At 60.6% G+C, this 23,701-nt stretch carries 22 protein-coding genes and 1 pseudogene; 6 read left to right on the top strand and 17 right to left on the bottom strand.

The features are described 5' to 3' along the window. A partial coding sequence (locus tag AC1DMG_RS07415) for an IS3 family transposase (protein WP_477180358.1) occupies positions 1–207 on the top strand: 207 nt, incomplete at its 5' end. A gap of 111 nt (positions 208–318) precedes the next feature. Here AC1DMG_RS07415 and AC1DMG_RS07410 read toward each other — a convergent pair. Beyond that, positions 319–735 (bottom strand): hypothetical protein, encoded by a 417-nt coding sequence (locus AC1DMG_RS07410; protein WP_477178571.1) that lies wholly within the window; start codon positions 733–735, stop codon positions 319–321. Between the two features lie 1,682 nt (positions 736–2,417). Between AC1DMG_RS07410 and AC1DMG_RS07405 the strand changes: the two genes are divergently transcribed. Further along, positions 2,418–2,984 (top strand): pilin, encoded by a 567-nt coding sequence (locus tag AC1DMG_RS07405; RefSeq protein WP_477178570.1) that lies wholly within the window; start codon positions 2,418–2,420, stop codon positions 2,982–2,984. A gap of 301 nt (positions 2,985–3,285) precedes the next feature. On the opposite strand, the gene AC1DMG_RS07400 is transcribed toward AC1DMG_RS07405, so the two are convergent. Further along, a complete protein-coding gene (locus AC1DMG_RS07400; protein WP_477178569.1) occupies positions 3,286–3,957 on the bottom strand; it encodes an ankyrin repeat domain-containing protein in 672 nt (223 codons plus the stop codon). 83 nt (positions 3,958–4,040) lie between these two features. Further along, positions 4,041–4,652: a hypothetical protein gene (locus AC1DMG_RS07395; RefSeq protein WP_477180357.1), complete on the bottom strand. Its 612-nt coding sequence runs from the start codon at positions 4,650–4,652 to the stop codon at positions 4,041–4,043. Between the two features lie 197 nt (positions 4,653–4,849). Here AC1DMG_RS07395 and AC1DMG_RS07390 point away from each other — a divergent pair, with 197 nt between their 5' ends. From AC1DMG_RS07390 to AC1DMG_RS07380, 3 genes are all read left to right on the top strand, one after another. Beyond that, positions 4,850–6,193: a glycoside hydrolase family 2 gene (locus AC1DMG_RS07390; protein ID WP_477180356.1), complete on the top strand. Its 1,344-nt coding sequence runs from the start codon at positions 4,850–4,852 to the stop codon at positions 6,191–6,193. Positions 6,194–6,471: 278 nt separating this feature from the next. Beyond that, positions 6,472–6,807: a hypothetical protein gene (locus AC1DMG_RS07385; RefSeq protein WP_477178566.1), complete on the top strand. Its 336-nt coding sequence runs from the start codon at positions 6,472–6,474 to the stop codon at positions 6,805–6,807. A 17-nt stretch (positions 6,808–6,824) separates the two neighbouring features. Further along, positions 6,825–7,046, top strand: coding sequence for a TonB-dependent receptor (locus tag AC1DMG_RS07380; RefSeq protein WP_441603354.1), 222 nt, complete (start codon positions 6,825–6,827; stop codon positions 7,044–7,046). Here the strand turns inward: AC1DMG_RS07380 and AC1DMG_RS07375 are convergent, their stop codons facing one another. From AC1DMG_RS07375 to dmeF, 7 genes and pseudogenes are all read right to left on the bottom strand, one after another. Beyond that, the gene (locus tag AC1DMG_RS07375; protein WP_477178565.1) at positions 7,047–7,454 is read right to left on the bottom strand and encodes an MAPEG family protein; all 408 of its coding nucleotides are present in this window, start codon (positions 7,452–7,454) and stop codon (positions 7,047–7,049) included. Positions 7,455–8,626: 1,172 nt separating this feature from the next. Next, on the bottom strand, positions 8,627–8,983 hold the full coding sequence (locus AC1DMG_RS07370) for a DUF1428 domain-containing protein (protein WP_477178564.1): 357 nt from the start codon (positions 8,981–8,983) through the stop codon (positions 8,627–8,629). Between the two features lie 83 nt (positions 8,984–9,066). Continuing rightward, complete coding sequence (locus tag AC1DMG_RS07365; protein WP_477178563.1) at positions 9,067–9,750, bottom strand: Type 1 glutamine amidotransferase-like domain-containing protein; 684 nt, start codon at positions 9,748–9,750, stop codon at positions 9,067–9,069. A 767-nt stretch (positions 9,751–10,517) separates the two neighbouring features. After that, entirely contained in the window at positions 10,518–10,832 is a 315-nt protein-coding gene (locus AC1DMG_RS07360) for a HigA family addiction module antitoxin (protein WP_441603350.1), read from the bottom strand. Between the two features lie 140 nt (positions 10,833–10,972). Beyond that, on the bottom strand, positions 10,973–11,317 hold the full coding sequence (locus AC1DMG_RS07355; protein WP_477177820.1) for a hypothetical protein: 345 nt from the start codon (positions 11,315–11,317) through the stop codon (positions 10,973–10,975). A 289-nt stretch (positions 11,318–11,606) separates the two neighbouring features. Then, on the bottom strand, positions 11,607–13,865 hold the full coding sequence (speC, locus tag AC1DMG_RS07350; protein ID WP_477177821.1) for an ornithine decarboxylase: 2,259 nt from the start codon (positions 13,863–13,865) through the stop codon (positions 11,607–11,609). A 361-nt stretch (positions 13,866–14,226) separates the two neighbouring features. Next, positions 14,227–15,101: pseudogene (gene dmeF, locus AC1DMG_RS07345) on the bottom strand (CDF family Co(II)/Ni(II) efflux transporter DmeF). A gap of 167 nt (positions 15,102–15,268) precedes the next feature. Here dmeF and AC1DMG_RS07340 point away from each other — a divergent pair. After that, on the top strand, positions 15,269–15,535 hold the full coding sequence (locus AC1DMG_RS07340) for a metal/formaldehyde-sensitive transcriptional repressor (RefSeq protein WP_441603346.1): 267 nt from the start codon (positions 15,269–15,271) through the stop codon (positions 15,533–15,535). A 70-nt stretch (positions 15,536–15,605) separates the two neighbouring features. Here the strand turns inward: AC1DMG_RS07340 and AC1DMG_RS07335 are convergent, their stop codons facing one another. From AC1DMG_RS07335 to AC1DMG_RS07305, 7 genes are all read right to left on the bottom strand, one after another. Next, a complete protein-coding gene (locus tag AC1DMG_RS07335; RefSeq protein WP_477177822.1) occupies positions 15,606–16,523 on the bottom strand; it encodes a DUF5996 family protein in 918 nt (305 codons plus the stop codon). A gap of 102 nt (positions 16,524–16,625) precedes the next feature. Next, positions 16,626–16,871 carry a hypothetical protein gene (locus tag AC1DMG_RS07330; RefSeq protein WP_121879940.1) on the bottom strand — a complete coding sequence of 82 codons (246 nt, stop codon included), beginning with the start codon at positions 16,869–16,871 and terminating at the stop codon, positions 16,626–16,628. Between the two features lie 130 nt (positions 16,872–17,001). Further along, positions 17,002–17,292, bottom strand: a complete 291-nt coding sequence (locus AC1DMG_RS07325) for a hypothetical protein (protein WP_477177823.1) — start codon at positions 17,290–17,292, stop codon at positions 17,002–17,004. 302 nt (positions 17,293–17,594) lie between these two features. Beyond that, complete coding sequence (locus AC1DMG_RS07320; protein ID WP_477177824.1) at positions 17,595–18,638, bottom strand: fimbrial protein; 1,044 nt, start codon at positions 18,636–18,638, stop codon at positions 17,595–17,597. Between the two features lie 26 nt (positions 18,639–18,664). Continuing rightward, on the bottom strand, positions 18,665–21,532 hold the full coding sequence (locus AC1DMG_RS07315) for a fimbria/pilus outer membrane usher protein (protein ID WP_477177825.1): 2,868 nt from the start codon (positions 21,530–21,532) through the stop codon (positions 18,665–18,667). A gap of 385 nt (positions 21,533–21,917) precedes the next feature. Further along, positions 21,918–22,655, bottom strand: coding sequence for a fimbrial biogenesis chaperone (locus tag AC1DMG_RS07310; RefSeq protein WP_477177826.1), 738 nt, complete (start codon positions 22,653–22,655; stop codon positions 21,918–21,920). 95 nt (positions 22,656–22,750) lie between these two features. After that, positions 22,751–23,344, bottom strand: coding sequence for a fimbrial protein (locus tag AC1DMG_RS07305; protein ID WP_477177827.1), 594 nt, complete (start codon positions 23,342–23,344; stop codon positions 22,751–22,753). Positions 23,345–23,701 lie beyond the last annotated feature (357 nt).

The following is a 23,701-nucleotide window of genomic DNA, read 5'->3' as shown; positions in this document are numbered from 1 at the left end:
GGCAATTGCTGGGACAACTCGGCCATGGAAAGCTTCTTCAAATCGCTCAAGATCGAGCGCACCGACAACAAGGTGTATCGCACGAGGGCTGAGGCAAAAGCCGATGTCTTCGACTACATCGAACGGTTCTACAACAGTAAACGACGCCACTCGACCATCGGCTACCTCAGTCCGATACAGTTCGAGCAGCAGATGGAATTAGCTTAAGGTGGTGTCCACCGAACCGGCCGCAGTCCAGAAATTGGATCTCCACACATGTACTTTCCAGTCACTTAAGTCTCCCTCCGAAATGTCCGCTCCGGGTCGAAAGCAGACCTTCTACTTGGCTCGCTTTCGCCCTTGTTTACCCAGGATCGCAAAAAGCTCACCCATGGAGAGCCGGTCGTGCCAGATCTCCTCTAACGACAGGTGATGGACTCTATCCAGGTCGTTCGCGAGAACCTCAAACTCTAGCGCGTCGGGCCAGTCGCTCACGGGATAGCGAGCCCGGTAAATGGCCAATAACTCGTCATCCGGGCGAAGCAGGAGGGCCTGCCGCCGAGGAATGGCAAACGCGGAGGCGAACAACCAAAGGAACTGCCGGATGTCTTCTTTCGGCGAGCCGGGGAACTCACTGCGCCAAAGCTTCCCCATACATTTCCGCCCACGATAGAGCTCCATGCCCTTGTGCGATATGTGCAAGAGCAGTCCGCCGACAACGGAGGCGCCGATGATAACGAGCACAAAACCCACCATGTTGCCTCCTTGGCGACGATCCGCCGCGGGTCGAAAACGGAGCATGCAACAACATCAACTGCCCTCTGCACCTTCCTCAGGCGGCCCAAATGCGACGTAGCCAGCGATGAAAGGAAGAGTCCCTGCGAGAAACGAATAGAACGTCAGCTGATGCCATAGGGCCAAACCCGAAATCACGTACAAGATGGCCATGGCCAACGACAGAAAGAAACCAACAAACGGGCGCCGCTTAAGGCAAATGATTGTGGCAATGCCCAAGAACCCACATGCCACCCAACCAACGTGCGCAATGGGCGCCTCGCCTCTCATGCGCTGTATGACTGGCGTCGAGCTGAAAATGTGGAAGGCCAGATCGAATCCGATCGCGAACGGGCCAATGGACATCAAGCCCACTAGCCACTGCCCTATCCATCTAGCCGAAGCTGTTGACCCTCTCATTTCCCCTTCCCTATAGGCCATTTCCGCCTCGAAGATCCCCGCACCGTCTACTTTGGATTTCGACACGCCGGCCGAACGATTCCAACAATGTGTTGCGTCGACCGGCTGAAGTCGCAGTCGAAAGCGGACTAATCCTCTCCGCGCCGCAGGAATCGCCCTAGATGCCTCGGCCCTCCTAAAAGTCCCCACGCAACGAGACCAATGAAGCTAAGAACCCAACCGAGGCTCAATACCGGCAAATAGGGCCAGATCTCTTCATAGCCATCGATGCGATACGTGAAACTGTACTTCGACTTCTGGATTTTTCGGTCATAGTGCAATACGCCGGGTTCGAACTCGAACATATAGGGCTCAAACACCTTGCGCGACTGATCGGGAGATATGGCCTCATGCTCTGTGGTGCACCTGTTACCCCAAGGCTGTTCACAGGCCGTGAATGGCTCACCTAGAGTCACGTCTCGCTGGACAGAAAACACCCATGCAATCTGATACGAGCACGTAAAAAGAACGATCAAGCAAGCGTGAAGCAGCATAGTGAAGAGTATGAAGCACCACTCACAAAAATCCTGATCCAGAAGGCGCTCACGGAGTTGCTTCACCGATCCGTCCATTTCTTACCGCTCCATCCTTTGCATCGCCAGTGTCTGCTTCGGGTCGAAAGTGCTCTGACCCCTTTGTCCTCTTCAAGAATTGCAGGAATGCCGGCAGCAGCTTCCTCCGGGGAAATACCTGCGCAGGACACGGTGACACGATAGGTTGCTGCCATTTTCCCTCCGCCTACGGAAGTGTCCAACGCTGACCTGGGCAGCATCGCAAGCTCAGGGACATCGAGCAAGGTGGCGACGTCCGGAGCAAGAAGCCGAACGTCCATGGCAAACAGGCCCATCTTGACTAAGTTGCGTTCGCACGGTTTGTACAAGGAGCCGTTGATGGAAGCCCAACAGGCGAGTAACCGTTTCAGCTGTCTCGATAGACAACTGGAATTGTTACAAACAACGACCGCATCACGGCCAAAAAAGCATCGTCCCTAAAAAGCGTAACGACGTCACATTTCTCGTTGGGCCGAGTTGTCCGCCGTGATGGCGCTGGCTATCGTCGCCGCGCGTGGTAGTTGGTACCCATGGGATCTCGAGCGCTCGCGTGCCTTGGACGGATTGTTTCGTGCAAAGCAGGACCCGCATTCAAGGTCTTTGCTCTTTGGCCGATAGCAGCTTGCCGTCGATCTTTCCTTCGCGCAGAGAATCGTGACGGTGCGCCACCTTCGGTATTCCGGGTTTGTTGCACTAGCAACCAAGCATGCGCATCACTTCTACTGGGCCAAATTCTTGAGTGCTAGGGGGCATATGAGAATTTATAGGAACACTCGCCGGCAGGCGGGCTTTACGTTGATCGAATTGATGATCGTCGTAGCCATCATCGCGATCCTGGCAGCCATTGCGATACCTGCGTATCAGAATTACGTGATTCGTTCTCAGGTGATGGAAGGCTTTTCGCTAGCCGAAGGCCCGAAGCTCGCAGTCGCCGAGTACTACTACAACACGGGCACGTTCCCTACCACGGAAGCTGAGGCGGGGCTGCAGAGCGCCAATGCTTATGCCGGCAAGTACGTGGGCCGTGTAGATGCACTTTCGCGGCCCGGTAACGTTCTGGTGCACTTCGACAACACAGACGGGCAACAGGCCAACGCCGCCATCGCCGGCCTTCAGCTGGGGTTTGCCGCGGTAATCACCAATGGCTCGGTCCAATGGGTGTGTACCGACCGAAACATCAATGGCATCCCTCTTCAATATCTGCCCTTGACCTGTCGCTGATGCACGCTGAATAGTCGGTTTGGAGCCGTGCTCGCCTAGCCGATAATGCATGGGCCCATGACGGGCATTCGGACGGCGTTCGCGCTTTCGCCCCGCGCCCAGGTGCGGCCGCCGTCCACTTCACCGTTAACCCGCGGGTGGCCTGTTACCGACTGCCCCGCGGGACTGCCTGGCGTGACCTCGCATAAGCCTGCTTCATCGCAAACGTCACCGGACTGAAGCACGCATGCCTCGGAGCCGCATTCGTCGGTGCAGCGGCACGCGCACAACGGCTGGCACGTGCATGGCACGGGGGCAACCTTCAAAAGTCGGGAAATTTGATTCCCCGCTCCACGGCCAGACGCCTTGTCCTGGCATCTGGGCGAGCGCCGCGGTGCACCAGGGCATCGACAATGCGCTGGTTCCTGCATGTCACGGCGCCGCGCAATGCGCTGTTGCCGTTGGGCAGCGCAAAACTGGCGTCGGCTCCGGCCTCAAGTAATACGGCGACGTTCTCCGCCCTGTCCTCCCAGGCCGCCGCCATCACCGGCGAAAATTCATCTGGCTGCCCTGGATCGGGGCGAAGGCCGTGGCGCAAGAGCGCCTTGATCATCGCCGGTGAACCGTGTTGGGCAGCCTCATGCATCGCCATGCTGTCGGCGGCGTCTTTGCGCCACTGCGCTCCCCGATCGAAAAGGCTGTCCAGCAGCGGCACGTCGTCGGCAAGCACGGCTAACCCGAGAGGCGTTATCTCCAGGTCGCCGAACGGATAACTCTTGTTGGGATCGGGCAACGCAGCCACCAAGGCGGCGAGCCTTTTCCGATCAGGCCGCGAGGCGCCAGGTGCCGCGCCTCCACAGATGGTGTCACCCCGCATGTTTGCCATCGCCACGTCGTGCGCGGCAACAAGCACGGCCGGGTCACCTGCCGCCTTGGCAAGTGTGCTTGATGACGCGACGAGCAAGATGAAAAACAGGCATTGAAGTCTGCGCACGCAATCCCCCTGGCTCACCCTATCCCCCTCGCCCAAGACCGGTCATGTCTCGACGGTCCGCTTCTGCTCGAAAGCACACTTATTCACGAAACCCAGACGGGAAAGCGAATGAGCGGCTTCCACTGATCTTTGGCGCGACGCATGTACACATACAAACCCTGTCCGCAAAGGCTACCGCAGTGATGAGCCACGTAGACAACCGCGATTTCTCCATCCGGGGAATAGCCCGGAAGACTCACGGACGTCCAGCCAGTGGCTCCGGGATAAGATTCGTACAGCTTCTTCCAGGCCTCGTCCAACGATGCCTTGCCCGCCGCCATGGATTGACCGTCGAAAATCCGTTGGATCTCCTGCTCACGGTGCAGCCGCACCCCCTTGCATTCAAGGCTTTCCGGCAACGAAGCTGCGGAGCCGCTTCTGCGTTTCAGGTCGGCAAAAGCACCTGACTCATCGATCGACTCCAGATCGTCGCTCCCCCTGGGGGCAACAGTCGTAGACGAGAGCAGGACATAACCATCCTCGGCCTGGCACTGCGAACTCAGGGCGGCTCGCAAGACCGCCGCATCTTCTCGCTCTAATGTTTGCGCACTTGGGCCAGCCTGTGCTGACAGGCATGGCAATGCAACAAACGCAAAAGCTGCAACGAGTCGTTTCAGCATTTCTCCTCCCATGGCTTCCACTTGAAATGGTTGCAAGCAGGCATTCCTGATAGTCCGTTTCGGATCGAAAGCGAACGTTGTCGCCCGCAGGTGACCTTGGTTGGTGCCCGCCCCATGCTAGCGGTGATCGAGGTGGGCGAAGGCCCGGGACGGCGTTGCCCTGGCGACCAACGTTCGTGCGTTTTCCCAAAAGGACTCTTAGACTGCCGCCAGGAATCGCCACGGAGCTCGATGTGATGCGATGGTCTGGCTACCTGGTTTCGCTTTGCCTGCTCATGGCTTCCACGATCGGAAGCGCACATGCGGTGGCCAGCCCTCCGCCCGACGCCAGTGTCGTCCTTGGGCATTCGACTGTACCGCTGAACGGCCCGTGGCGATTTCACCTTGGCGACGATGATCGCTGGTCCTCACCGGACTTCGACGACAGCGGATGGGAAACCGTTGACCTCACGCCTGCCGCCGGCGCGCATGATGGCGATGTCGGCCTGCCGGGTTACGTCACCGGCTGGAGTCAACGCGGCCATGCCCACTACACCGGCTATGCCTGGTATCGAATGAAGGTCGCAGTCGACAGCGATAAAGGTAGCGCACTTGCCTTGGCTGGCCCGACGCTGGTGGATTCAACGTATCAGCTCTATGTCGACGGAAAGCTGGTCGGCGGCCCCGGCGGGTTCTCGCAGACGCCGCCCACGGTGTTCGCCGCCAAACCAACTGTCTTCGTGTTGCCCACGTCACCATCGACTCAAACGCAGACCTACGTCATTGCATTTCGTGTATGGCTGGATCCACTTGAAGCGGGTGCGGAGAGCGGCGGGATGCATGTTGCTCCCGTGATCGGCGCGGCAGATGCCATAGGCCAGCTCCATCAGACGCAGTGGTTACAGACGTTCAAGGGTTACGTGGTTGATGCGGTCGAGCCGCTCGCCCTGGTGCTGCTGGCGATCATGGTCGTGGGGTTGATGGCGAGCAGGAGCACCGACCGTTATCGATGGCTGGTCGCCGCGCTGGTCTTTCTGGCGCTTCTTCGCCTCAATCAGGTGCTGTTTTTCTGGACGCCCTATCTCAGCTTGCGAGGCTACGACATTGCCGTCACCGTACTGCTGAGGCCCCTCACGCTGGCCGCATGGACGCTGGCATGGCGCGACTGGTTTGGCGTGGACCGGCACTCATGGCTTGGGCGCGCCGTCGGCGCACTCACGGTGGCTTATGTGGCCATTGCATGCCTCGGCCGCCCCTGGTTTGCGCCCGAAGCAACCCATGGCCTCAAGCCATTTGCCGGCATGATCATCGAAGGCCTGCGCCTGGTATTTGCAGCGCTTTACCTCTGGACTATTGGCCTTGGCGTGATGCGATCGGCCAAGCCCTCCACCTGGCTGGCCGCCCTTGCAGCGATCCTTGTGGGCATAGGCCTGTTCGCGACGGAGCTCAGCGCCGTAGGAGTGCCAGGAATCTGGTTTCCGTATGGAACGGGGGTGTCGAGGAGCCAATATGCCTACGCCATCTTCATCGCGCTGTTGTTTGTGCTGATCCTTGTGCGATCCGTTGGCTACGCGAAGAAAGTAAGGGCCGGGGCCTGAGTACACTTTTCAGCCCCACCTCATGGGAGTGGAAGCACGGGAAGCGTCACCCCCTTGCCCTTTATTCACCTGATATCGAGCGCTCTCCACTTACAGCCGCGTAACGGGAGAAGGCGCATGTTGAGGGTGTGCCGAGGCACGGTTAGCCCCGCCTCGCGCCTCAGATTGTTTGCATGGCTTTGTTGTAGGTCCTCTGAGCTTTCTCCGCGTATGTCGGAGCCGCAGGCTAGCGCTTGCTCTTGACTTGCCAGCCGCAGGTCCACACTCGAGGCATCGCCATGTACAACCCCAATCAAGTGAACTCGCTTTACTTCTATCCGCACACGCTGCACTTCTCTCCCGTTCCGGAAGCGACGGACAGTGAGCAGCGTAATCGCTGGTTTCCGAGCTACAAAGCATCTGCCGCGAGCATGTGGGCAAAAACGCCGGTAGCGCAAGCCGGGCGCGCTCCTGAGCGCGATTCGCGCAACAGCGACAAAATTCGCCAGGGAATGGACGATGCCCGCATGGATGACGACGGTGCACCCATACAAGCGGCGCCCGGCGAGATTGCCGACGGGCGCTCAATCCTTGTTCAGTCGCCAGATCCCTTTACGCCCCGCTCAACCAAATAAGCACAAAGGCAATCCTCATGACCAGCATTTCGGGCAAGACCACCAACGGCTTTACGTATGAAGGCGACTACGAACACGCAAATCCGGATCGCGTCACATGGACTGCCATCTTTCGGCGCAGCGGTGTCTTCTTCGGCATGCGGCATGGTCGCGTCAGCGAACTTACGGGCGTCCCCGCCGGAGAGATCAGCGAAGCCGTCCAGGACGACATCGAGTTTGTTTGGGTCCAGGCGCGGTAACTATCCTGCAAGCAAGGCGCACGTCCAGTAGATGGCGATTGCCAGCTGCACGGCGAAGAAGAAAAAGCGAACGTTGACCGCCAAGACACTCAAGGAGACCAGGTGAGTGATGGATTGGGCCATGCGGGCTACCAGAAGCCACGGGGCCAGCCCATCAGTAACACCGCTGCGGCCGGTCGCGATGGCCACGAGAAGAAGACCGCCAACCACAGGGAGACTCTCGATGCAGTTGGCATGCGCTCGCGCCAGCCGCTGCAAAAATGGCGAGAGGTTCGCGTTATCAGGCTTGAACTCGTTGGATCGGGCGCGCCCGGAGACAACCAGATAAGAGCGAATGCCCTCCATGAGCACGAGCAAGAAGAGTGTCCATGCGATGAAGAGCGTCAGTACCAGGCTTGATGTGCTCATCGATCAACCCTCCCGCGTGCTGAGGCGGACGAATGGGGCGGCCGGGCCAAGAGTATCGGCTACCGGGACTTCATGGATACCGGACCTCAGCCCAGTGCCGCCACGATGAATGTCCGCCAGGGGGCGGAGGCGCACGTCGCCCCTGTCAAAACTTCGCTGGATAGCTTTTGTGCTCCGGCCCCTCAGCCGCAGAACGCCAAGCGCAGGCCTGGCAACCACATCGACCCAGACACGGTCGACTGCAGCTTGACCTGCATCGACAGGGCACGAACCGGGTCTGCCCCCTGCGCATCACGAAGAACGAGGCGATATCAAAAAAACCGTCTGTCGAGGGATAGCGACACAGGCCCTCTTGGGTCGGGTCAAGATTCGTGGTCACGGCTCAGCCCCGCCGGCCGCTCTGCGCGAGCAGCCCATTGGTCCATCGCCGAATAAAGTTGACTCCACCACCACAGGCGATCTGGCGGCCCGACGGTGCGTGTCGAGGTATAGACCATGTGCTCAAATGCCAACTGTATCGTTTCCTCGGGCTCACCATTGCTCTGGAGCCTGAGCAGTTCTGCATCCAGGGACAAGAGTCCATCCGCCAGCTGTGATCGAGTAAGCGCCATGCAGTCTATCGCCCCCAGGCTTCAAGACAGATCGAACAAACCTCTTGCATGAGTCTGTTATTCGCCACGGTAACCCTGCCGCACGACGGCGCTTCAATGGCCGGCGCGTGTCGATAAGCGCCGCGACGGAACGGTCGGAAGCAATGCCCCCATCCCGCCAAGGCGCGGACGATCATCGTCCGCCGCCCCGGTTGATCCTTCGGGCCGCATCCACGACCGCCGCGAGGTGCTGTCTTCGCGACAGGATCGGAGGTGGCTTCGATGCGGGCGCTCCCAACAGGCGATCCCACACATCGCGCAGGTGAATAGCGAGCTGGCCGAGAGCACTCGCAGAACGGTGAGTATCGAGGGGAAAGTGGCCGGCCACGGCTATCGCCTAAAGGGGACCCTGCGTGCGCCGAGATGGCGATCCAGGTGAGAAGGCCAGCGAGGAGTTCGGGCGAAGCTCCCGCACCTCTCAAGCTGCGCTTCCTCCCGTTAGTGGCCAGTTAAGCCGAAGGCCTGCCGCAACGACGAATCGTCAGGCAGAGCCCCTTTTCCGCAGCATCAAACAGGGCCGCTCTACTTAGGCAGGCTCACCACTGCCTTGAAGCCGCCGAAGATCATGCGCTTGCCGTCAAAGGGGCACTCGCTGGCGGCGTCCATGCGCGGATCTTTCATGAATTTCTCCATGCCGGCATCGCGGGCGGCCTTGTCGGGCCATTCCACCCAGGAAAACACCACGGATTCATCCTGCGTCGCCTGCACGGCGCGGCGAAAATCGGTGAGCTTGCCATCGGGCACGTCGTCTCCCCAGCACTCCACCACCCGGATAGCGCCGAACTCCACGAATATGGCGTCGAAAGTACGGGCGTGCTCGATGAATTTCTCGCGGTTGGCATTGGGTACGGCGATCACGAAACCATCGATATAAGACATGACTATCTCCTTCGCGGAAGGGGTGGCCGGCATGGTCACCTACATGGATGCGACGAACGAGTGCTTGCGGGATCGACACGGGGCTACGGCCCCACGATTTGACGCTCGAAGAGCCTCCAGTGCCCCTCGGAGACCACCTCGACGGCACCGCCCACCACCTTGATGGCTGTCTCGTCGTCGAGCGCATACCCTGGCACCGGCAACCGCGCGGCCCACGTCTCGGCGTCGGCCATCGTGTTCTGCGGGCACATGGCGTTGTCCAGATGCGGGAAGATCGAAAAGCCGACCATGCCCAGCGCGCCATCACCGCCGGCGGTCGGCTTCCAGCCCACGAACCTCTCGCCCACGTACGGAGCCATCACCATGCTGCCGGCACTCAGCCCCACATAGACCGTCTCGCTGAGCGACGAGAACAGATCCGCCAGGCCGGACTCACGCATCCAGTGGTGCAGATACAGGACGTCGCCGCCACACACCAGCAAGGCATCGGTTTGCCTGACCAAGGGGATCCAGTTCTCCTCGTCGATGCTGGGCAGCGCGGTCAGTTCAAGCATGCCTACGGACTTCCATCCCAGCTCGACCATGGGCGTCGGCGTCTGTCCGGCGATCTGCCGCCACGTCATGACCGCGGTCCCGGGCAGCATGCCGTACATCGCGGTGGGAATGCACAGAGCGGTCGATTCGGCGATGGGTTTGCCGAGCATGTCGACGAGCGCGTCGCGGATGCTCGGGTTGCTGACGCCGCCGGAGGTGAGGAGAAGCTTCATCGCGCTTTCCTTGTCCATCGAGAGCCGGGAACGGTCACGGCGGAGTGTGTGAGCGTTTGAACACTGCTGGGGGCTTCAGCAGATGAGTCAATCACGGCGTCGCTGACTCGCACAAGTGTAGGAGCCAGCTGCCGCGGACCAGCAGGCTCGCGCGATGCTGGTCAGGCAACAATCGCCTGCGGATAGGGTTCAAAGTCGATGCAATGCTTCTCCGCACCGCCCCAGAATGCTTCGCGCACGTACGGGGTCAGCGGCAGGCGGTGGCGCAGACGCTAACGCGAAGCGCTTTGAGCAGGCTCACAATCGAAGTGGTCGATGATTTTGACACCCTCTTTTCGCCCAGGCTGGCTTCCGATTGCGCCGCTGACAATTCCGAGATGGTAGCGAAAGCTACAAAGCCGTCCCGCGCCTGGGACGCTCTGCTGTTCAGAGCCATATAGAAGATAGAGGTCGGAGGTTGTTCTGCCACCGTCGGCGCTTGTGGAAATTTCGATCCAAGCGCCTATGTAACCCGCGACAAGCGATGGGCGTTCCGAGACTTTAAGAACCGTGGCTCGAAGCACTGATTCATCCTTCGCCATTGCCGTACCTGCTCCTGCGACGGCGAACATTGCGGCCAGAATTCCAGTTAGATTTTTCATGGCACAGGTGTTTGCTTTTGATCGAGTTTGCAGAGGGAGTTTTCGAGCAAACGGGACGGAGGTAGTTAAATCGACCAATGGCGGTTGGACTCAACCGCCTCCGCTCCATTTATCGTGCGTCTGTCGTTAATCAACGAGGGGACGATAGGCACGGATCACCGGCTTCGCCCTCTCCAGATCGTACCGCGCCTGAAGTGCCAGCCAGTAGAAGGCGGTGGTGTCGAAGGCAAGGGAGAGGCGGATGGCGACCTTGGGCGTGATGGGGTGAGTGTCGGCGATGAAGGCTTTGATCTGATCGGAGGGTATGCCGCTGCGACGGGCGAGTTGGGCGGGGTTGAGGGCGCTGGGGATCAGGTAGGCGTGCAGCAAGATGTCGCCGGGGGCTCGCAGGGGTTGCGAGGGGTCTACTTCCGAGTGCGGGGTGAGCTGGATCAGTTCCATGGTGGTTCCTCCCTGTCGGACACGGCTCCGCAGCGGCTCAGGCGCTTACAGCGCTCCGTGTCAGTGAATGCTTGGCAGCTTTGTCGGTGATCGCCCGAGTGCAGCGCATCGCCGTGCCGGCCGATGCGCTGAAACGGCGATCATCGGAGGCGTGTGGTGTTCACTCGAGGCTCGTCACCGAGCAGGCGGGCGTACTGCTGAAGGCAGTGGATGGCCATGCCCAGGCTGGCCGTGACGGCCACGGGAAGCGGCCATGGCAGCGCTCTGCCGGGGAATCCCCGTGCCTGCGCATGGCGGCACTGCTCGCTGTCGAGACGCAAGCGCGAGAGGGCCAGCACCGCCAGGGCGATGTCGCCGCGAGTGACAAGACGCAGGGTTTCGGGCCATGCGACACGCGTGCGCGGCGAGTCGACAGACTGAGCAGTGAGGGTGTCGTCAGGGGGAACGGACGAGCGAATGCGTACCGTATGATCGCGGGTAGCCATGATCAACTCTCATTCAGTTGTTGATGGTTAGCGGGTCGTGGGTGTTGAAGCACTCACGGCCCGCGCCTCATGACCTGGTGGCCATGGTCATTCGCGAGGCCGTGCAACACGGCAGCGCGAATGACCGACTGACCCTAACAAGCAAGCTTGGTAGCGTCTGTCAGGGTTGGGCGAGATGGATGTCCGCGTGGCCACAGGCGAGCGTGAGGGCTCGGGGCTGACAAAATGTCAGCGCATGGTCGCCACTGGACATATCGGCCGCGATAATCGCTACCGCTCGAAATCCCCGTCAGCTTTTACCTTCGTTGACCACGTACGTATAGAAGCGCACTCGGCCGTCCTCCGGCACCTGATACACCCCTTGCACCTCATAGGAAAAGCCCGGGAACCGGTTGCAGCTTTCCTCGAACGCCAGGAAGTAGTCGATCATGGGTTGCGCGCGATCGTCGTAGCGCTCGCCCGGTATCACGATGCCGATGCCCGGTGGATAGATCAGCGCGAGAGTGGCTGCAATGCGACCCTTGACCTGATCCATGGGCACGAAATCCACGCGTCCGCTGACCAGCGCTTCATTCGCTTCGCGTGCCGACATCGCCTGCTCCGGGAACGATTCGTAGCGGAAGCTCAGGCGCTGCAATTCCTTGACGTTCTTTGACGCATAGAACTCGTGCATTTCCTGCGCGACCTGACGCACGGTATAGCCGCGATATCGCACCTGGTACTTGCGTGACAGAGCGGGAAGCACCTGATCGAGCGGATGGTCTTCGTCATAGTGATCGCGGAAGCGCTCCAGTGCAGCGAGCAGCATCGCCATCTTGCCCTCGCCTACCGCGGGCGTCATCAGGAAGAGAATGCTGTTGAGGTCATTCTTCTCCGGGATGACATGGTTCTCCCGCAGGTAGTTGGCGATCACCGTGGCGGGAATGCCGCTGCTGGCGTACGCGCCCGTCCTTGGATCGATACCGGGGGTGGTGAGCATGAGTTTGGTCGGGTCCACCATCGCGGCGTCGGCTCCCAGATGCCGATAGCCATGCCAGGTTTCCTGCGGGTCAAGCTGCCAGTACTCCTGTTCCACAGCCAGTACATCGGTGGGCACGTCCTCCCACTTGACGCGTTCGCCCTGGTATTTCACGGTGTCCGGCACGAACGGATTGAGGAAGCCGGCGAACCGCTTGCGTATCGCCTTCCTGGCCTCGATCCCCAGTTTCACCATGTCCTCCCACAGCACGCGACCGGCCTTGTCGGCATGCATCTGCGCATTGACATCCAGGCTGGAGAACAATGGATAGAACGGTGACGTCGACGCCTGAAGCATGAACATCTCGTTGAACCGCTTGTGGTTCACGCGAAATGGCTGTTCGCGGATATGCGCGTCGCGCACATGGATCTGCGAGGCCTGCGAAAAGCCCGCCAACTGCTTGTGCGTCGACTGGGTGGCAATGATGCCCGGGTCCTTGTCGGTCAGCGACAGGCTCATGCCGAAGTGATCCTTCATCAGCGGATGGAAGGCACCAAAACCGGCCCACGCCTCGTCGAAGTGGATGTACTCGCAGAGATGGCCGATCTTCTCCAGCACTTTCTTCGCGTTGTACACGGTGCCGTCATAGGTGCATTGCTCGATGATGGCAACGCGGATGGGCCGCTCGCGCTTCCAGGCATCGGTGTCCTTCAGGCGCGGATGATGCTTAATCTTGTCGCGTATCGACTCTTCATCAAAAGCAGCCCAGTCGATCGGGCCGACCATGCCGAATCCATTGCGATCGGCTTGCAGATAAATGGGAATGGCCCCGGCGAAAACCAGCGCACCGTGGTGATTGGACTTGTGATTGTTCCGGTCGAACAAAACGATATCGCGACTGGTCAGCAGCGCCGTGTTGACCACCTTGTTCGATGCCGAGGTGCCGTTGAGCACGAAGTACGTCCGGTCGGCCAGGAACACACGCGCCGCGGCCTGTTGCGCAGCCAATGCGGGCCCTTCGTGGATCAGCAAGTCACCCAGGGACACCATGGCGTTGCAGATGTCATCGCGGAACACGTTCTCGCCCATGTGCTCGTAGAACAAGCGGCCAGCCGGATGGCGCATGAACATCTGCCCGCCCTGATGACCCGGGCAGGCCCAGGTGCGATTGGCGTCAAAGTCGTATTGCATCAGCGTGCCGAAGAACGGCGTGAGCAGGCTCGACACGTATTGCTCCACCGAGGCCGCCAGGCGCTTCTCGTAGAAGTCGCGGCTTTCAAGATCAGCGATAACGACGCCGTCCAGCGACTTCAGGAACGGATCGTGGAATGTCTCGTCGTGGCGGTCGCTCATCATGAAGATGGGCATGCGCAGGCCGCGCGCATCGCGGGTTTCGATAGCGACGGGCGCCAGTTCCCGCGACACCACGATGGCACCCACATCGGCGCCAGATCGAATCGCCTCTGCCAAATCCCGCGGCGACACTACCGACGTGCGGAAATGCAGATCCTGCTCGATGACGCTGCTGACCTCCTCGCTGCGGTCACCTGCAACGAGGATGCGGAAATAGTGCGTGAAGGGGATGCTCATGGCGACCACTCCCTGGAAAGGGCAATAAAGGTCGAACGGCGTCTGCGGTGATTGCAGTTTCCTGAGAATGCAGTGGGCGCGTGCTACCCGCGCTGCACCAGCGATTGTCGGCGAGATAACGTGAATCGGTCGCGAAGCGATCACGACGCAAGTCGCGCATGCGTACGATGGGTACCGGCGTCGATGCCATTGCGGAAACATGCACGCCAGAATGCCAAAGGAAATACTACTGAGCGGAAACCACGCAAAACTACATAGGTAGGCGCGATGGTGATCAAGCGAAAGCGGGTTGGATCCTGTTGGCGGGAAACCTCCGTTACGAATCACCGAGCCTCAGCATTGAGCCTGCACGTGGTGACCTTCAGACCTGCTGCGGTCGGGGAAAGTACAGCATGGTTGGCGCATCGGCCTGGGCAATCTCGACGGTGACATGCGCCAATTCTTCATGGATGGACAAATGCCCGCGCACCAGGGCCGGCGTCAGGGGTGCGTCGGTGACGAGGCCCAGGATGCAGGCGTAGCGGCCTTTGCCCACCCGCCAGACATGGAGATCGCTAATGGACGTGCCTGGGAGCTTGTCGGTTACGACATCGCGGATTTCTTCCACTACGGGCGCATCCATATCCGCATCGAGCAAGATGCGACCAGACTGCTTGAGCAGGCTGACGGCCCACTGAGCGACCAGGACGGAACCCACGACACCCATGACGGGATCCAGCCAAGAGATGTTGAGAAACTTGCCACCCAGCAGAGCGAGGATGGCAAGCACCGATGTGGCCGCATCAGCAATCACGTGGAGATAGGCTGAGCGCAAGTTGATGTCATGGTGGTGATCGTGCGCGTGACCATGGCCGTGATCGTGATCGTGATCGTGATCGTGATCGTGGTGATGATCATCTTTCAATAGCCAAGCACAAAGCAGGTTGACGAAGAGCCCCACCACCGCGATTGGAATGGCTTGGTTGTAGTGAATGGGGCTGGGTTCACCAGGTGCTCGATGGATTGCACAAGCATCAGCACAGCCACCACGCCCAGTAAGAGCGCGCTGCTATAACCACCCAACACTTCGATCTTCCAGGTGCCAAAGGCAAAGCGGCTGTCTGTGGCCAATCGCCGCGCCAGGACATAAGCCCCCGCGGAGACGCCCAAGGCCAATGCATGGGAACTCATGTGCCAGCCGTCTGCCAGGAGGGCCATGGAATTGAGCCAGTACCCGCCAACAATCTCTACCACCATCATGATCGCGGTGATGACGACGGCCCGCAGGGTGTTCTTCTCGGCAAGCGGATTGCCTTCGTTGAACTGGTGGGGGTGCTTGAAGGGCGATGGGTCAGGGATCGTCACGACGGGTATCTCATACATGGTATACCCCCCTATACTATGCGCATCATCAGGAGATCACCATGTCTCACACCATCCAGAACAAAAAGTCCTTGATCACGCGGGTGCGCCGCATCAGCGGCCAGGTGGCGTCATTGGAAAAGGCGCTGGAGGCGGACGCCGACTGCGATGCGGTGTTACAACAGGCCGCCTCGATACGCGGTGCGGTCCAAGGACTGATGAGCCAACTGCTGGAGGAACACCTGAGGGAACATGTGGCCGCAGCCAACCCAAAGGCGTTACGGGAATTGGAACCCGTGATGGCCGTGCTGCGTAGCTACCTGCGTTGATGCCGCTTCCATCGGAGCCTGTGCCCCAACTTGCGGACAAACCAGGGCCCTGCCAAACGGAAAGCAGTCGCTAAACAGGCCTTCCGCTCCCCATCAGCTTCGGATCCCAACCCGCATGCTGAGCCCCGGCGTTGTAGGCAGTCCGAAAAAACGCCAGCAGATCGCCATCCGGGTCTTTCGATAGGCGCAGGCCGTCGTAATCCAGGATGAACTCGCCCATGGCCGAATCCCAGCGAGCGCTTGCCGGGCTGATGGGTGCGCCTTCGATGCCTGCGGGCTGCGGATAGGCAAATGAATAGAACGCCGGCTTCGGATACGCGGCGCTGCCAGCCCACCAACCCATCTCGATCAACTCGGCGTTCATCGCATTGCGGCGGATATAGTCGGACTTGGGTGGGGGCGCGACGGGTTTGCCGTTGTACAGCACATCGCGGATATCGAGCGTTCCCCACATCAGGCCGATGGGTTGCGTCTTGCCCTCGAAGGCACCGCGGAAAACCTGCATCACGCGCTGTGTGCTCAGCATGATGCGCCACCAGTGATGGGCCAGGGTTGGCTCATACGGGCGAGGCTCTTTGTCCTGGTCAAATGGAATGGGGTTGGCCACTTCTTGTGGCATCAGGTTGATGGATACGTCGACACCTAGCTTGCGCAGCAGGTCGAAGAGCCGTTCCACAAACTCAGCCACCGACATCGGCGCCAACTCGAAGCTCCCCGAGCTGCCCCAGCTGGTGACACAGATCAGCTCGTGCGCCATCAGGTCGACGTTGACCTCATACACACCACCCGCATAGTCGATCGGCCCCGTGGTCAATCCACGTGCGCTCATCGCCATCGCGATCGCGGACCACTGCGGCTGAAACGGTGCCTTGAGCTTCAACTTGCCAACGGCTTGCAGACCCATGTGCAGCAAGTACTGGGTACCGGCGAAGTCCGGGTACGAAAGTTCAGGCCATGGGTCGCGATGGCTATCGTTCGTGGCAGGCATGGCAGCGTCCTTATCGGAGGGAAAGACGTCGACTGCAACGTGACGCCGCAGCCATTGCGGGCGCGGCTCGCCGAGCCCTGCCCGATCGACATCGACGGCGTGTTACGGCTCGCCGCCCTGCTCTTGCCACTGCTTGAACTTCGCGCACATGTCCTCGGTCCAGCGAGGCTCGCCGCACGACGGCGGCGGCATGTGACCACTGGATACCGATTTGTAGATGGCGTCCGCATGCTGGAACACGCTGTCGCGGTCACCAAGGTCCATGCTCTTGATCATGTGAGCGACATCCATGCCCGTGAACATGGGCAGGATATCGCTGGCGAAACTCAACTTGGCAGGCGTTGGCATAGGTCATCTCCCGGAGGGAACGCAGAGCACCGGAAACTCCCGGCAGTCCGCCACACGCTACGCCGTGCAACGTCAAAGAGCCGTCGCCTGATCGGTGGCCGCGCCTTGCGCGCGGCCACCCTCCCTCGGATTACTTGCCTTCGGGCACGAGATTGGCCAGCTTGCCCTTCTTGTCGAACTGGCAGCTGAAGTTCTTCTTGCCATCCATGCCGGCGTCGGCAACGCCGGTGATCGTGTAGCCAGCATCGGCAGCCTGCACCGGCTGCAGCTGGATATAGTCGTTCTTCACATCGAACTTCTTCGCCGCCGCATCCAGGCAGCGGGTGGTCAGCTTGCCGGGATCGGGTCGGTCCGAAGCAAAGGCGTGCGAGCTAAGGACAAGCGCTAGGGTAGCGGCCAGGAGCAAGGAAGCGTTGCGCATGGGTCTATCTCCGTTCGAGGCACGAGGCCGAAATCATTGTTACCGGAGTGTGCATTCCGTTTCCTTGCGGCAGGATGAATCGCACGCACAGATAAAGCGGGTCGCAGTCAGCTTGCGTCGTGAGCTGTGTGTCGAGAAATGGTGTAGGCAGGTCCACTGCCACCATGGACGCTATAGAAAATGCGATCTCATGCTTGCTACTTTCTGCCGGGAGAGGTGGCGGGAGTGGGCCCGATACGCTTACGTCCCAAAAAAAAGGGCCGGAATCCCGGCCCTTCGTCTTCACGCAGCGATCTGGATGACTACAAGTACTGCATGGTGAACGTCATCGATGTATTGGCCGTACCGGGTGTAATGGCCCCTGTGCGGTAGTAGCGCGCCTTGAACGGAATGGTGTAGCTGCCGCCCGTGCTCTTGGTGTACCCGCTGAAGGACTGATAGCTACTCAAGGGGTAGGCGGCGGTCCCGGCGGAATTCAAGAGCTGCACGGCCACGCCGGAAGCCGACGAGCTGCCATCCAGAGCAACAATCGACTGACCGCTGTTCACGACGGTGGTCACTGGGTCGATGCGGTACTGAATGGCATTCAATCCAGCGGGACAGTTATTGAGGCTGACATCGAAACTCACGGCAGTGGTCGTGGCGCCAACGCTGGCCATCTCACTGGGCGAATGGGTACCGAGCGGCACCGTGACATTGGGCGTCGTGCACGCCAGCGAAACGATGGTGACGGGCGTGACCGCAAAGGTGTCAAGCTGGCTCGTCTGCGTCCCTGCATTCGTAACGGGCGCAAAGTTCAGGACGACGACGCCGGGTACAACGCCACCCGTGACAGTGGCTGTCTTGACCAGCGCAATGGCAGTTTGCACGCCTTCCGTAATGGTACCGTTGAGGTGTGTCCATATGGGACCGTCATAGGTCGTGGTGAATCCGTTCCAAGCGGACCAACCGGCGTAGCCGTTGTAAATCGATCCCACCACGGCAATGCCCACGCCCGCCACGTTGGTTTGATAGACCGAGGCGGTCCCTGAGCCCGAGGGAATAGCGACTGAAACAGCCGTGGGCGAGGTGAAAGACATTACCTGGCCTTTTCCGCCGACGTAGCCGTCGGAAGCCGTGCAGCGATAGAGCGCGCTATTGCTGACGCTGTAGTACCAGCTGGTCAGCAGCGTTCCGACGGCCGCATCGCGCGGCACCGAAACCGTGCTTGGCAGCGTCACCGTAAAGGACTGGTTGCCGCCCGTGCACGATGATGAGGCTGCGAACGCGCGGCCTGTAAAGAGAATCAGCAAACAGGCAAGCAAGATGAACTGCCTGCCGGTGCGCCATGTGATATCTGTTTTCATGTGATTGGCTCCAGCGGACCAGGACGTTAGCGACAAATCGCGTCGGTCGTTTCGATATCGGCACGCGAGCTCCTGGCACGCGCCGGCAACTGATAACTGACGCGACACTGCTTGGCCTCGTCATCACCCCAACGCACCTGCAACGTCCCGCCCTCTTCCGCGCCACGCACAAACAACTGCCCACCCTGACCCACCACGCCGATGCTCTGCCCATGGGCATCGAGCACTTCGGCGCCAAAGGGAAGCGCATCCCCATTGGGCTGCTTCGCATGGATCAGCACAGCGCGGCCGCTGGTGGTTTCGAACTTCAGCGGAATCACCGCACCCGCGCGCGGCGCCGTCTGCAGGCGGGTGGTCTGCAATTCCACATCGCTGGAGGTGCCCGCCGGATCGAGCGTGACGTCGTTCATGCGATACGGAATCAGGTTGGTGGCTACCGCGTAGCCGCGACTGTCCACGGTGGCCTGACCGCTGCTGCTGATCCGGGCACCCTTGGCATCCGGCGCCTGGATAATGCCGATGGGGCTGCTGAGATCCAGCTGCGGCGACAACGTGACGCCACCGCCATGCACCACCACACCACCGGCCGCACTGGCCGACGCCTGCTGGTAATGGCTGGAGTACGAGTAGCTGCCGTTGAGGTTGGCGTACGGCGCCTGCCAGCCCAGCGTGCCGCTTGCGGATGTCTGCGAGCTGCTGTTGTTGTAATCGCTGTAGGTCGCGTTGCCGCCGTAGTTGAACTCGCTGTTCCTGCCGAACGTGCCGATGACGCCGACGCGGTCGTTGCTTCCCATGACGTCGTCATGGGTGGCACTGAAGGACAACTGCGGTGCGTTGCGCGAGGACGGCCCACCCAGCGGGATCGATACATTGACACCGAACTGGTTGTCGTAGTGCGAGCCGTTGTACATCGGGCCCGCCGAAAACGTGCGGCTGGCGGTGACGCCGAAGTTCACGCGCTTATACGTGTTGGTGTAACCCATCTGGTAGGTGGTGGCATTGGTCATGCCATTCCAGTAGGTGTTGCGCGAACCGTTGAAATACAGCTGGCCGTACTTGCCGCCAAAATCCTGGTTGACGGTGACGTTGAGGCGCTGCTTCTGGCGCATCGTGTTGAGCACATCCATGCTGGACGTGCGCATCGAGGTCATCATGTCCTGCGTGAGTACCGCATCGCTCAGTGACAGGTATTTGCCGTTCGAGTAACGGTAGGACGCCAGCGCGAACGTGGTGCCCGAGGTGGCAAACACCTTGGAATAGGAGGCACGGTAGCTGTAGCCGGACAGCGACTCGGCACCCTTGAAGGTCGTGTGCGAGTTGGTCACGTCCAGCGCGAATGCGCCGATCGACGTGTTGATCGCGGCACCGCCCAGGTAGGAGTGGTACAGGTCGCGATAGGTGGACTGCACGCCACCGTAAACCGTCAGCCAGTTATTGATGCCACGCTGGTACGTGCCTTCGACGAAGTACGGCTTGTCGTTGCGCAGAGCATCGTTGCGCACCTGTCCGTCCGTAATCGCCCATCGACCCACGCCCGGGCGCAGCAGCATCGGCACGGCCGAATACGGCACGATGAAGCTGTGCATGCTGCCGTCGGCTTCAAACACGCTTACCGTCAGATCGCCGCCGTAACCGGTGGCATACAGATCGTTGACCACGAAGGGACCCGGAGCCACCGTCGTCTGGTACAGCAGATTGCCGTTCTGCCGTACCTCCACGCGAGCCTGCGTGTTGGCGGTGCCGCGCACGGTCGGCGCGTAACCCTGCTGCGAATCCGGCAGCATGCGGTCATCGCTGTACACGGTAAGGCCGCGGAACGGCGTGGTGTCGAACACGATGCCCTGGGTGTAACTATCGCCAACGGTGAGCTGGGCCTTCCACGCGGTAATGTCGTGGGTGGCCGTGGTATTGACGTTGGTCCAGTGCTTTTTGCCGGTGCGCTCGTCCCACTGCACGTTCTCCTGGCTGCGCACGCGCCAGCCCGCCACATTCAGCCCCAGGTTGAGGCCGAGATAGGCGTTGATATCGTTGGAGCTGTAGCCGCTGGCCTGCGCAGGTGCAAACGTGCCGCGCTGCACCGACACGTACTGGCCGGCGGTATTGAGCATGTAGTTGCCTGAKGGAGCCGCCGTATACGTACCGCCAGGACCCGGCACGTAATACTGGCTGCCCTGCACCTGCAGCGGCGTGCCGTCGTCGGCCACGGCGGTGCCGTAGCCCGGATGGCGCGGACCTGAGTAGCTCTGGTTGAGCGAGTAAGCGTTGAAGTTGTAGCCGACCAGCAAGGCGGTTTCGCCCTGGTCCCACAGATCCGGACTCACATAGCCGCGCGCCTGGCGCTTGAGTGATTCCTGCGGGATGGATGCATCCAGACGCAGCTCGCCTACGTCCATGGTCACGGTGGCGTCCGCGCTGATATCGCGGATCGACACGCACATGTTCTGCGGGTTGACTACCTGCGGATCGAGTGCGTTGACGTCCACACCCATCTGCACCAAGGTCGCGTAGTCGAAGCACGGCTGCGCCACCTGGCTGCTGTCCACCGCGTGGAACTGGATGTCCTTGCGTGCGACGCGACCGTCATTGACGAACACGTCGACGTTGTAGCTGCCCGGCAGCACCGGATTGCCCTTTTCGAAACGCGACACGTCCACCGACTGACTGGAGGCCGTAAAGGCGCTGCTGAATTCGATGGCACCACCCGGATCGGCGGCAGGCTCCAGCGCCGGGGCCGCCGCCGCTGGGGCGGCTGCCGGAGCGGCAAGCACAGCGGCCGGCGCCAGGCCCAACGCCAACATCACCGACCAGCTCAGAAAGCCTGGGCGCGGCATGACACGCGAAGCGGCTTCCGTCGCGTGCAGGGAATACATGGATGGGATGCTCGTCGCGTTCATGGATGTCACCGCGTTCCTTGAGACAAAAACTCCCCGCCGGGCGAGCCGCCGTTGCGGCGCCGGAGACAGTCTTGATGGGTCATGCCCTGTCGGGCGGCTTGCTGGATGTGGCTCTTGATGGTCCGTTGGAGCGCCGCGCCAAACCTGTGCGGGAAATGATCCAGATCCTTTTGCGTTGATGGGGATCGCGCTACGGCTGCACCGATAACATCAGAGCTGCCCTGAGAGGCCACCTCTTCGTAGAGCCTGCAGCATCGTCTCGACTCAAGACGAACTGACCGGCGCCGCGCCCTGCCCGCCATTCGCTTACATCGTCGAACGGTGCGGTCGCGCCCTTGCCGTGCTCTTCCTCCGTGGCGGGAAGTGCKCCGTTCACACCCAGGAGTCAGCGCGTGAAGCTCATTTCATGTGGATTGAATCCACCGAAATCGTTGATGACGGTGACCACGAGTTTGCCCTCGGCATCGGGCGTGCCCGCAATCGGATAAGTGCCCTTGCCCTTGGCCGGACACATGCCGCCTTTGCTTACCGACGGCTGCTCGGGCGTGCCCTTGAACGAAACGTCGCTGAAGGAAATGTTGTACGGCGTGTCGTTGGTGCACTCCACGTCGTAGCGGTTGTCGCTGGACACCAGCCGCCAATGGAGCTGGTCGGGCGCGTCGTCCACCGAGCCCTGCAAGCCCTTGGGACGGTAGAACAACTTGAGGCGCGAACGCACCGCAAGCTGCATGAAGTTGTCTGATGCATCCGTGCCCGCTTTGGGCTTGGGTGGAATTTCGAGAACGTTGAGCCAGAACACCGTTTCGCGATCCTGGGGCAGATCGCCGGCGCCCGTGAACATGATGCGCAGAGTCTGGCCCTTGCTGGGATCGACGCGCGACATCGGCGGCGTGATCACAAACGGTGCCTTGCTGGTTTCGGCGCGCTCGCTGGCGTCGCCGGTATCGATCCATGCCTGGATAAGCCGTGCTTCCTTGCCGTCATTGACCATGCTCAACGAGACCTCGCGCTGATCGGCGGGGTACACCACGCGGGTGCCGTTGATGGTGATGCCGGCATGAGCGGAGCCGAGGCTCGCGGCGATGACGGTCACGGCGCACAAGGCGCGGCTGAAGACATGCATATCACTGCTCTCTAGGCGGGAAACGAACCACACTTACCCGGATCGGGTTGAGCAAGACCGGCGAACCGGTCTTGCTCCTGAAAGCCCTGGAGCAATCAGTTGTACTGCATGGAGTACGTCAGGTACGTGGAGACCGCACCGGAGGTAGCGGCGCCACCCTTGGCGAGGTACTGACCCACATAGTTCAGCGTGGCGGTGTTGCTGGCGATGGTGGCGGCCGGCTGGTTGCTGGCGGCGATCAGCGTGGCGCCGTTGACGACAGCAGCGTTAATGTTCAGCTTGATCGGCTGGTTGTTGGCCGGATTCACCATGCGAACCTGCACGTTGGAAGCGCCGCCGGAGGCCTGGTTCTTCAGCGCGCCCGTGGCGGTATCCAGTGCCGGCGTAGCGGTCGTCTCGACCCACAGAGCAGCCGTCTTGCCGTTGGCGCAGTTGGTGCCGCCGCCAAGGATCAGCGAGAAGTTGGTGTCACCAGCGGTCTTGCCATCAGCCGACAGGGCCGAGGTGCTGACCGTCGGCAAGGTCACCGTGATGTTGCCCGTGCCGGTGGCGGCGCCGCCGCCAGTGATGGTGCAGGTGGTGTCGGTGATCTGGCCGTTGAAGGTGATGGTGCCGTCGGCAGCGGAAGCCTGCAGGGCAACGAGGCCAAACGCAGCAGCCAGGACAGCCGAGAAAAGGGTCTTCTTCATGAGTATTTCCTTGGTTTTATTGACGTCTTTCCAGGGATCAGCTGGAAGATGTGGATAGCCTCGCGATCCGATCTCCCCTGACTAGGGGGTGAGGCAGCTCGTCGACAGGAAGTCCCCGTGTTCGACGTGCGTATGATCGTGATGTCAGCTTCGCGAATACATCAGAGCACTCTCAAAAGCTCTGTAAGCTTGGAACTTTTATGTCACATCCCTTCCATTGCGCAGCGATGTGCTGCGTGGATGCGTTTAGCCATCCATCGCAATTCCATCTCCAGAGGCAGGATCGTTCGACGCGTGTTTTCGCCGATGCAGGAGCCATAGCTGCGTTGCATCCCTCGCCTATCGCGACAGGCACAT

It is taken from the genome of Dyella sp. 01N36, from assembly GCF_056399745.1.
This window is presented reverse-complemented; position numbering and strand designations above follow the sequence as displayed.

What these genes read in the sequence shown, in the direction of transcription:
- AC1DMG_RS07340 (WP_441603346.1), top strand. Translation starts at nt 15,269, where the DNA reads ATGTCTCACACCATCCAGAACAAAAAGTCCTTGATCACGCGGGTGCGC.
- AC1DMG_RS07310 (WP_477177826.1), bottom strand. Translation starts at nt 22,655, where the DNA reads ATGCATGTCTTCAGCCGCGCCTTGTGCGCCGTGACCGTCATCGCCGCG.
- AC1DMG_RS07325 (WP_477177823.1), bottom strand. Translation starts at nt 17,292, where the DNA reads ATGCGCAACGCTTCCTTGCTCCTGGCCGCTACCCTAGCGCTTGTCCTT.
- speC (WP_477177821.1), bottom strand. Translation starts at nt 13,865, where the DNA reads ATGAGCATCCCCTTCACGCACTATTTCCGCATCCTCGTTGCAGGTGAC.
- AC1DMG_RS07365 (WP_477178563.1), bottom strand. Translation starts at nt 9,750, where the DNA reads ATGAAGCTTCTCCTCACCTCCGGCGGCGTCAGCAACCCGAGCATCCGC.
- AC1DMG_RS07360 (WP_441603350.1), bottom strand. Translation starts at nt 10,832, where the DNA reads ATGGAACTGATCCAGCTCACCCCGCACTCGGAAGTAGACCCCTCGCAA.
- AC1DMG_RS07375 (WP_477178565.1), bottom strand. Translation starts at nt 7,454, where the DNA reads ATGAGCACATCAAGCCTGGTACTGACGCTCTTCATCGCATGGACACTC.
- AC1DMG_RS07385 (WP_477178566.1), top strand. Translation starts at nt 6,472, where the DNA reads ATGTACAACCCCAATCAAGTGAACTCGCTTTACTTCTATCCGCACACG.
- AC1DMG_RS07335 (WP_477177822.1), bottom strand. Translation starts at nt 16,523, where the DNA reads ATGCCTGCCACGAACGATAGCCATCGCGACCCATGGCCTGAACTTTCG.
- AC1DMG_RS07410 (WP_477178571.1), bottom strand. Translation starts at nt 735, where the DNA reads ATGGTGGGTTTTGTGCTCGTTATCATCGGCGCCTCCGTTGTCGGCGGA.
- AC1DMG_RS07380 (WP_441603354.1), top strand. Translation starts at nt 6,825, where the DNA reads ATGACCAGCATTTCGGGCAAGACCACCAACGGCTTTACGTATGAAGGC.
- AC1DMG_RS07305 (WP_477177827.1), bottom strand. Translation starts at nt 23,344, where the DNA reads ATGAAGAAGACCCTTTTCTCGGCTGTCCTGGCTGCTGCGTTTGGCCTC.
- AC1DMG_RS07320 (WP_477177824.1), bottom strand. Translation starts at nt 18,638, where the DNA reads ATGAAAACAGATATCACATGGCGCACCGGCAGGCAGTTCATCTTGCTT.
- AC1DMG_RS07370 (WP_477178564.1), bottom strand. Translation starts at nt 8,983, where the DNA reads ATGTCTTATATCGATGGTTTCGTGATCGCCGTACCCAATGCCAACCGC.
- AC1DMG_RS07355 (WP_477177820.1), bottom strand. Translation starts at nt 11,317, where the DNA reads ATGGCTACCCGCGATCATACGGTACGCATTCGCTCGTCCGTTCCCCCT.
- AC1DMG_RS07330 (WP_121879940.1), bottom strand. Translation starts at nt 16,871, where the DNA reads ATGCCAACGCCTGCCAAGTTGAGTTTCGCCAGCGATATCCTGCCCATG.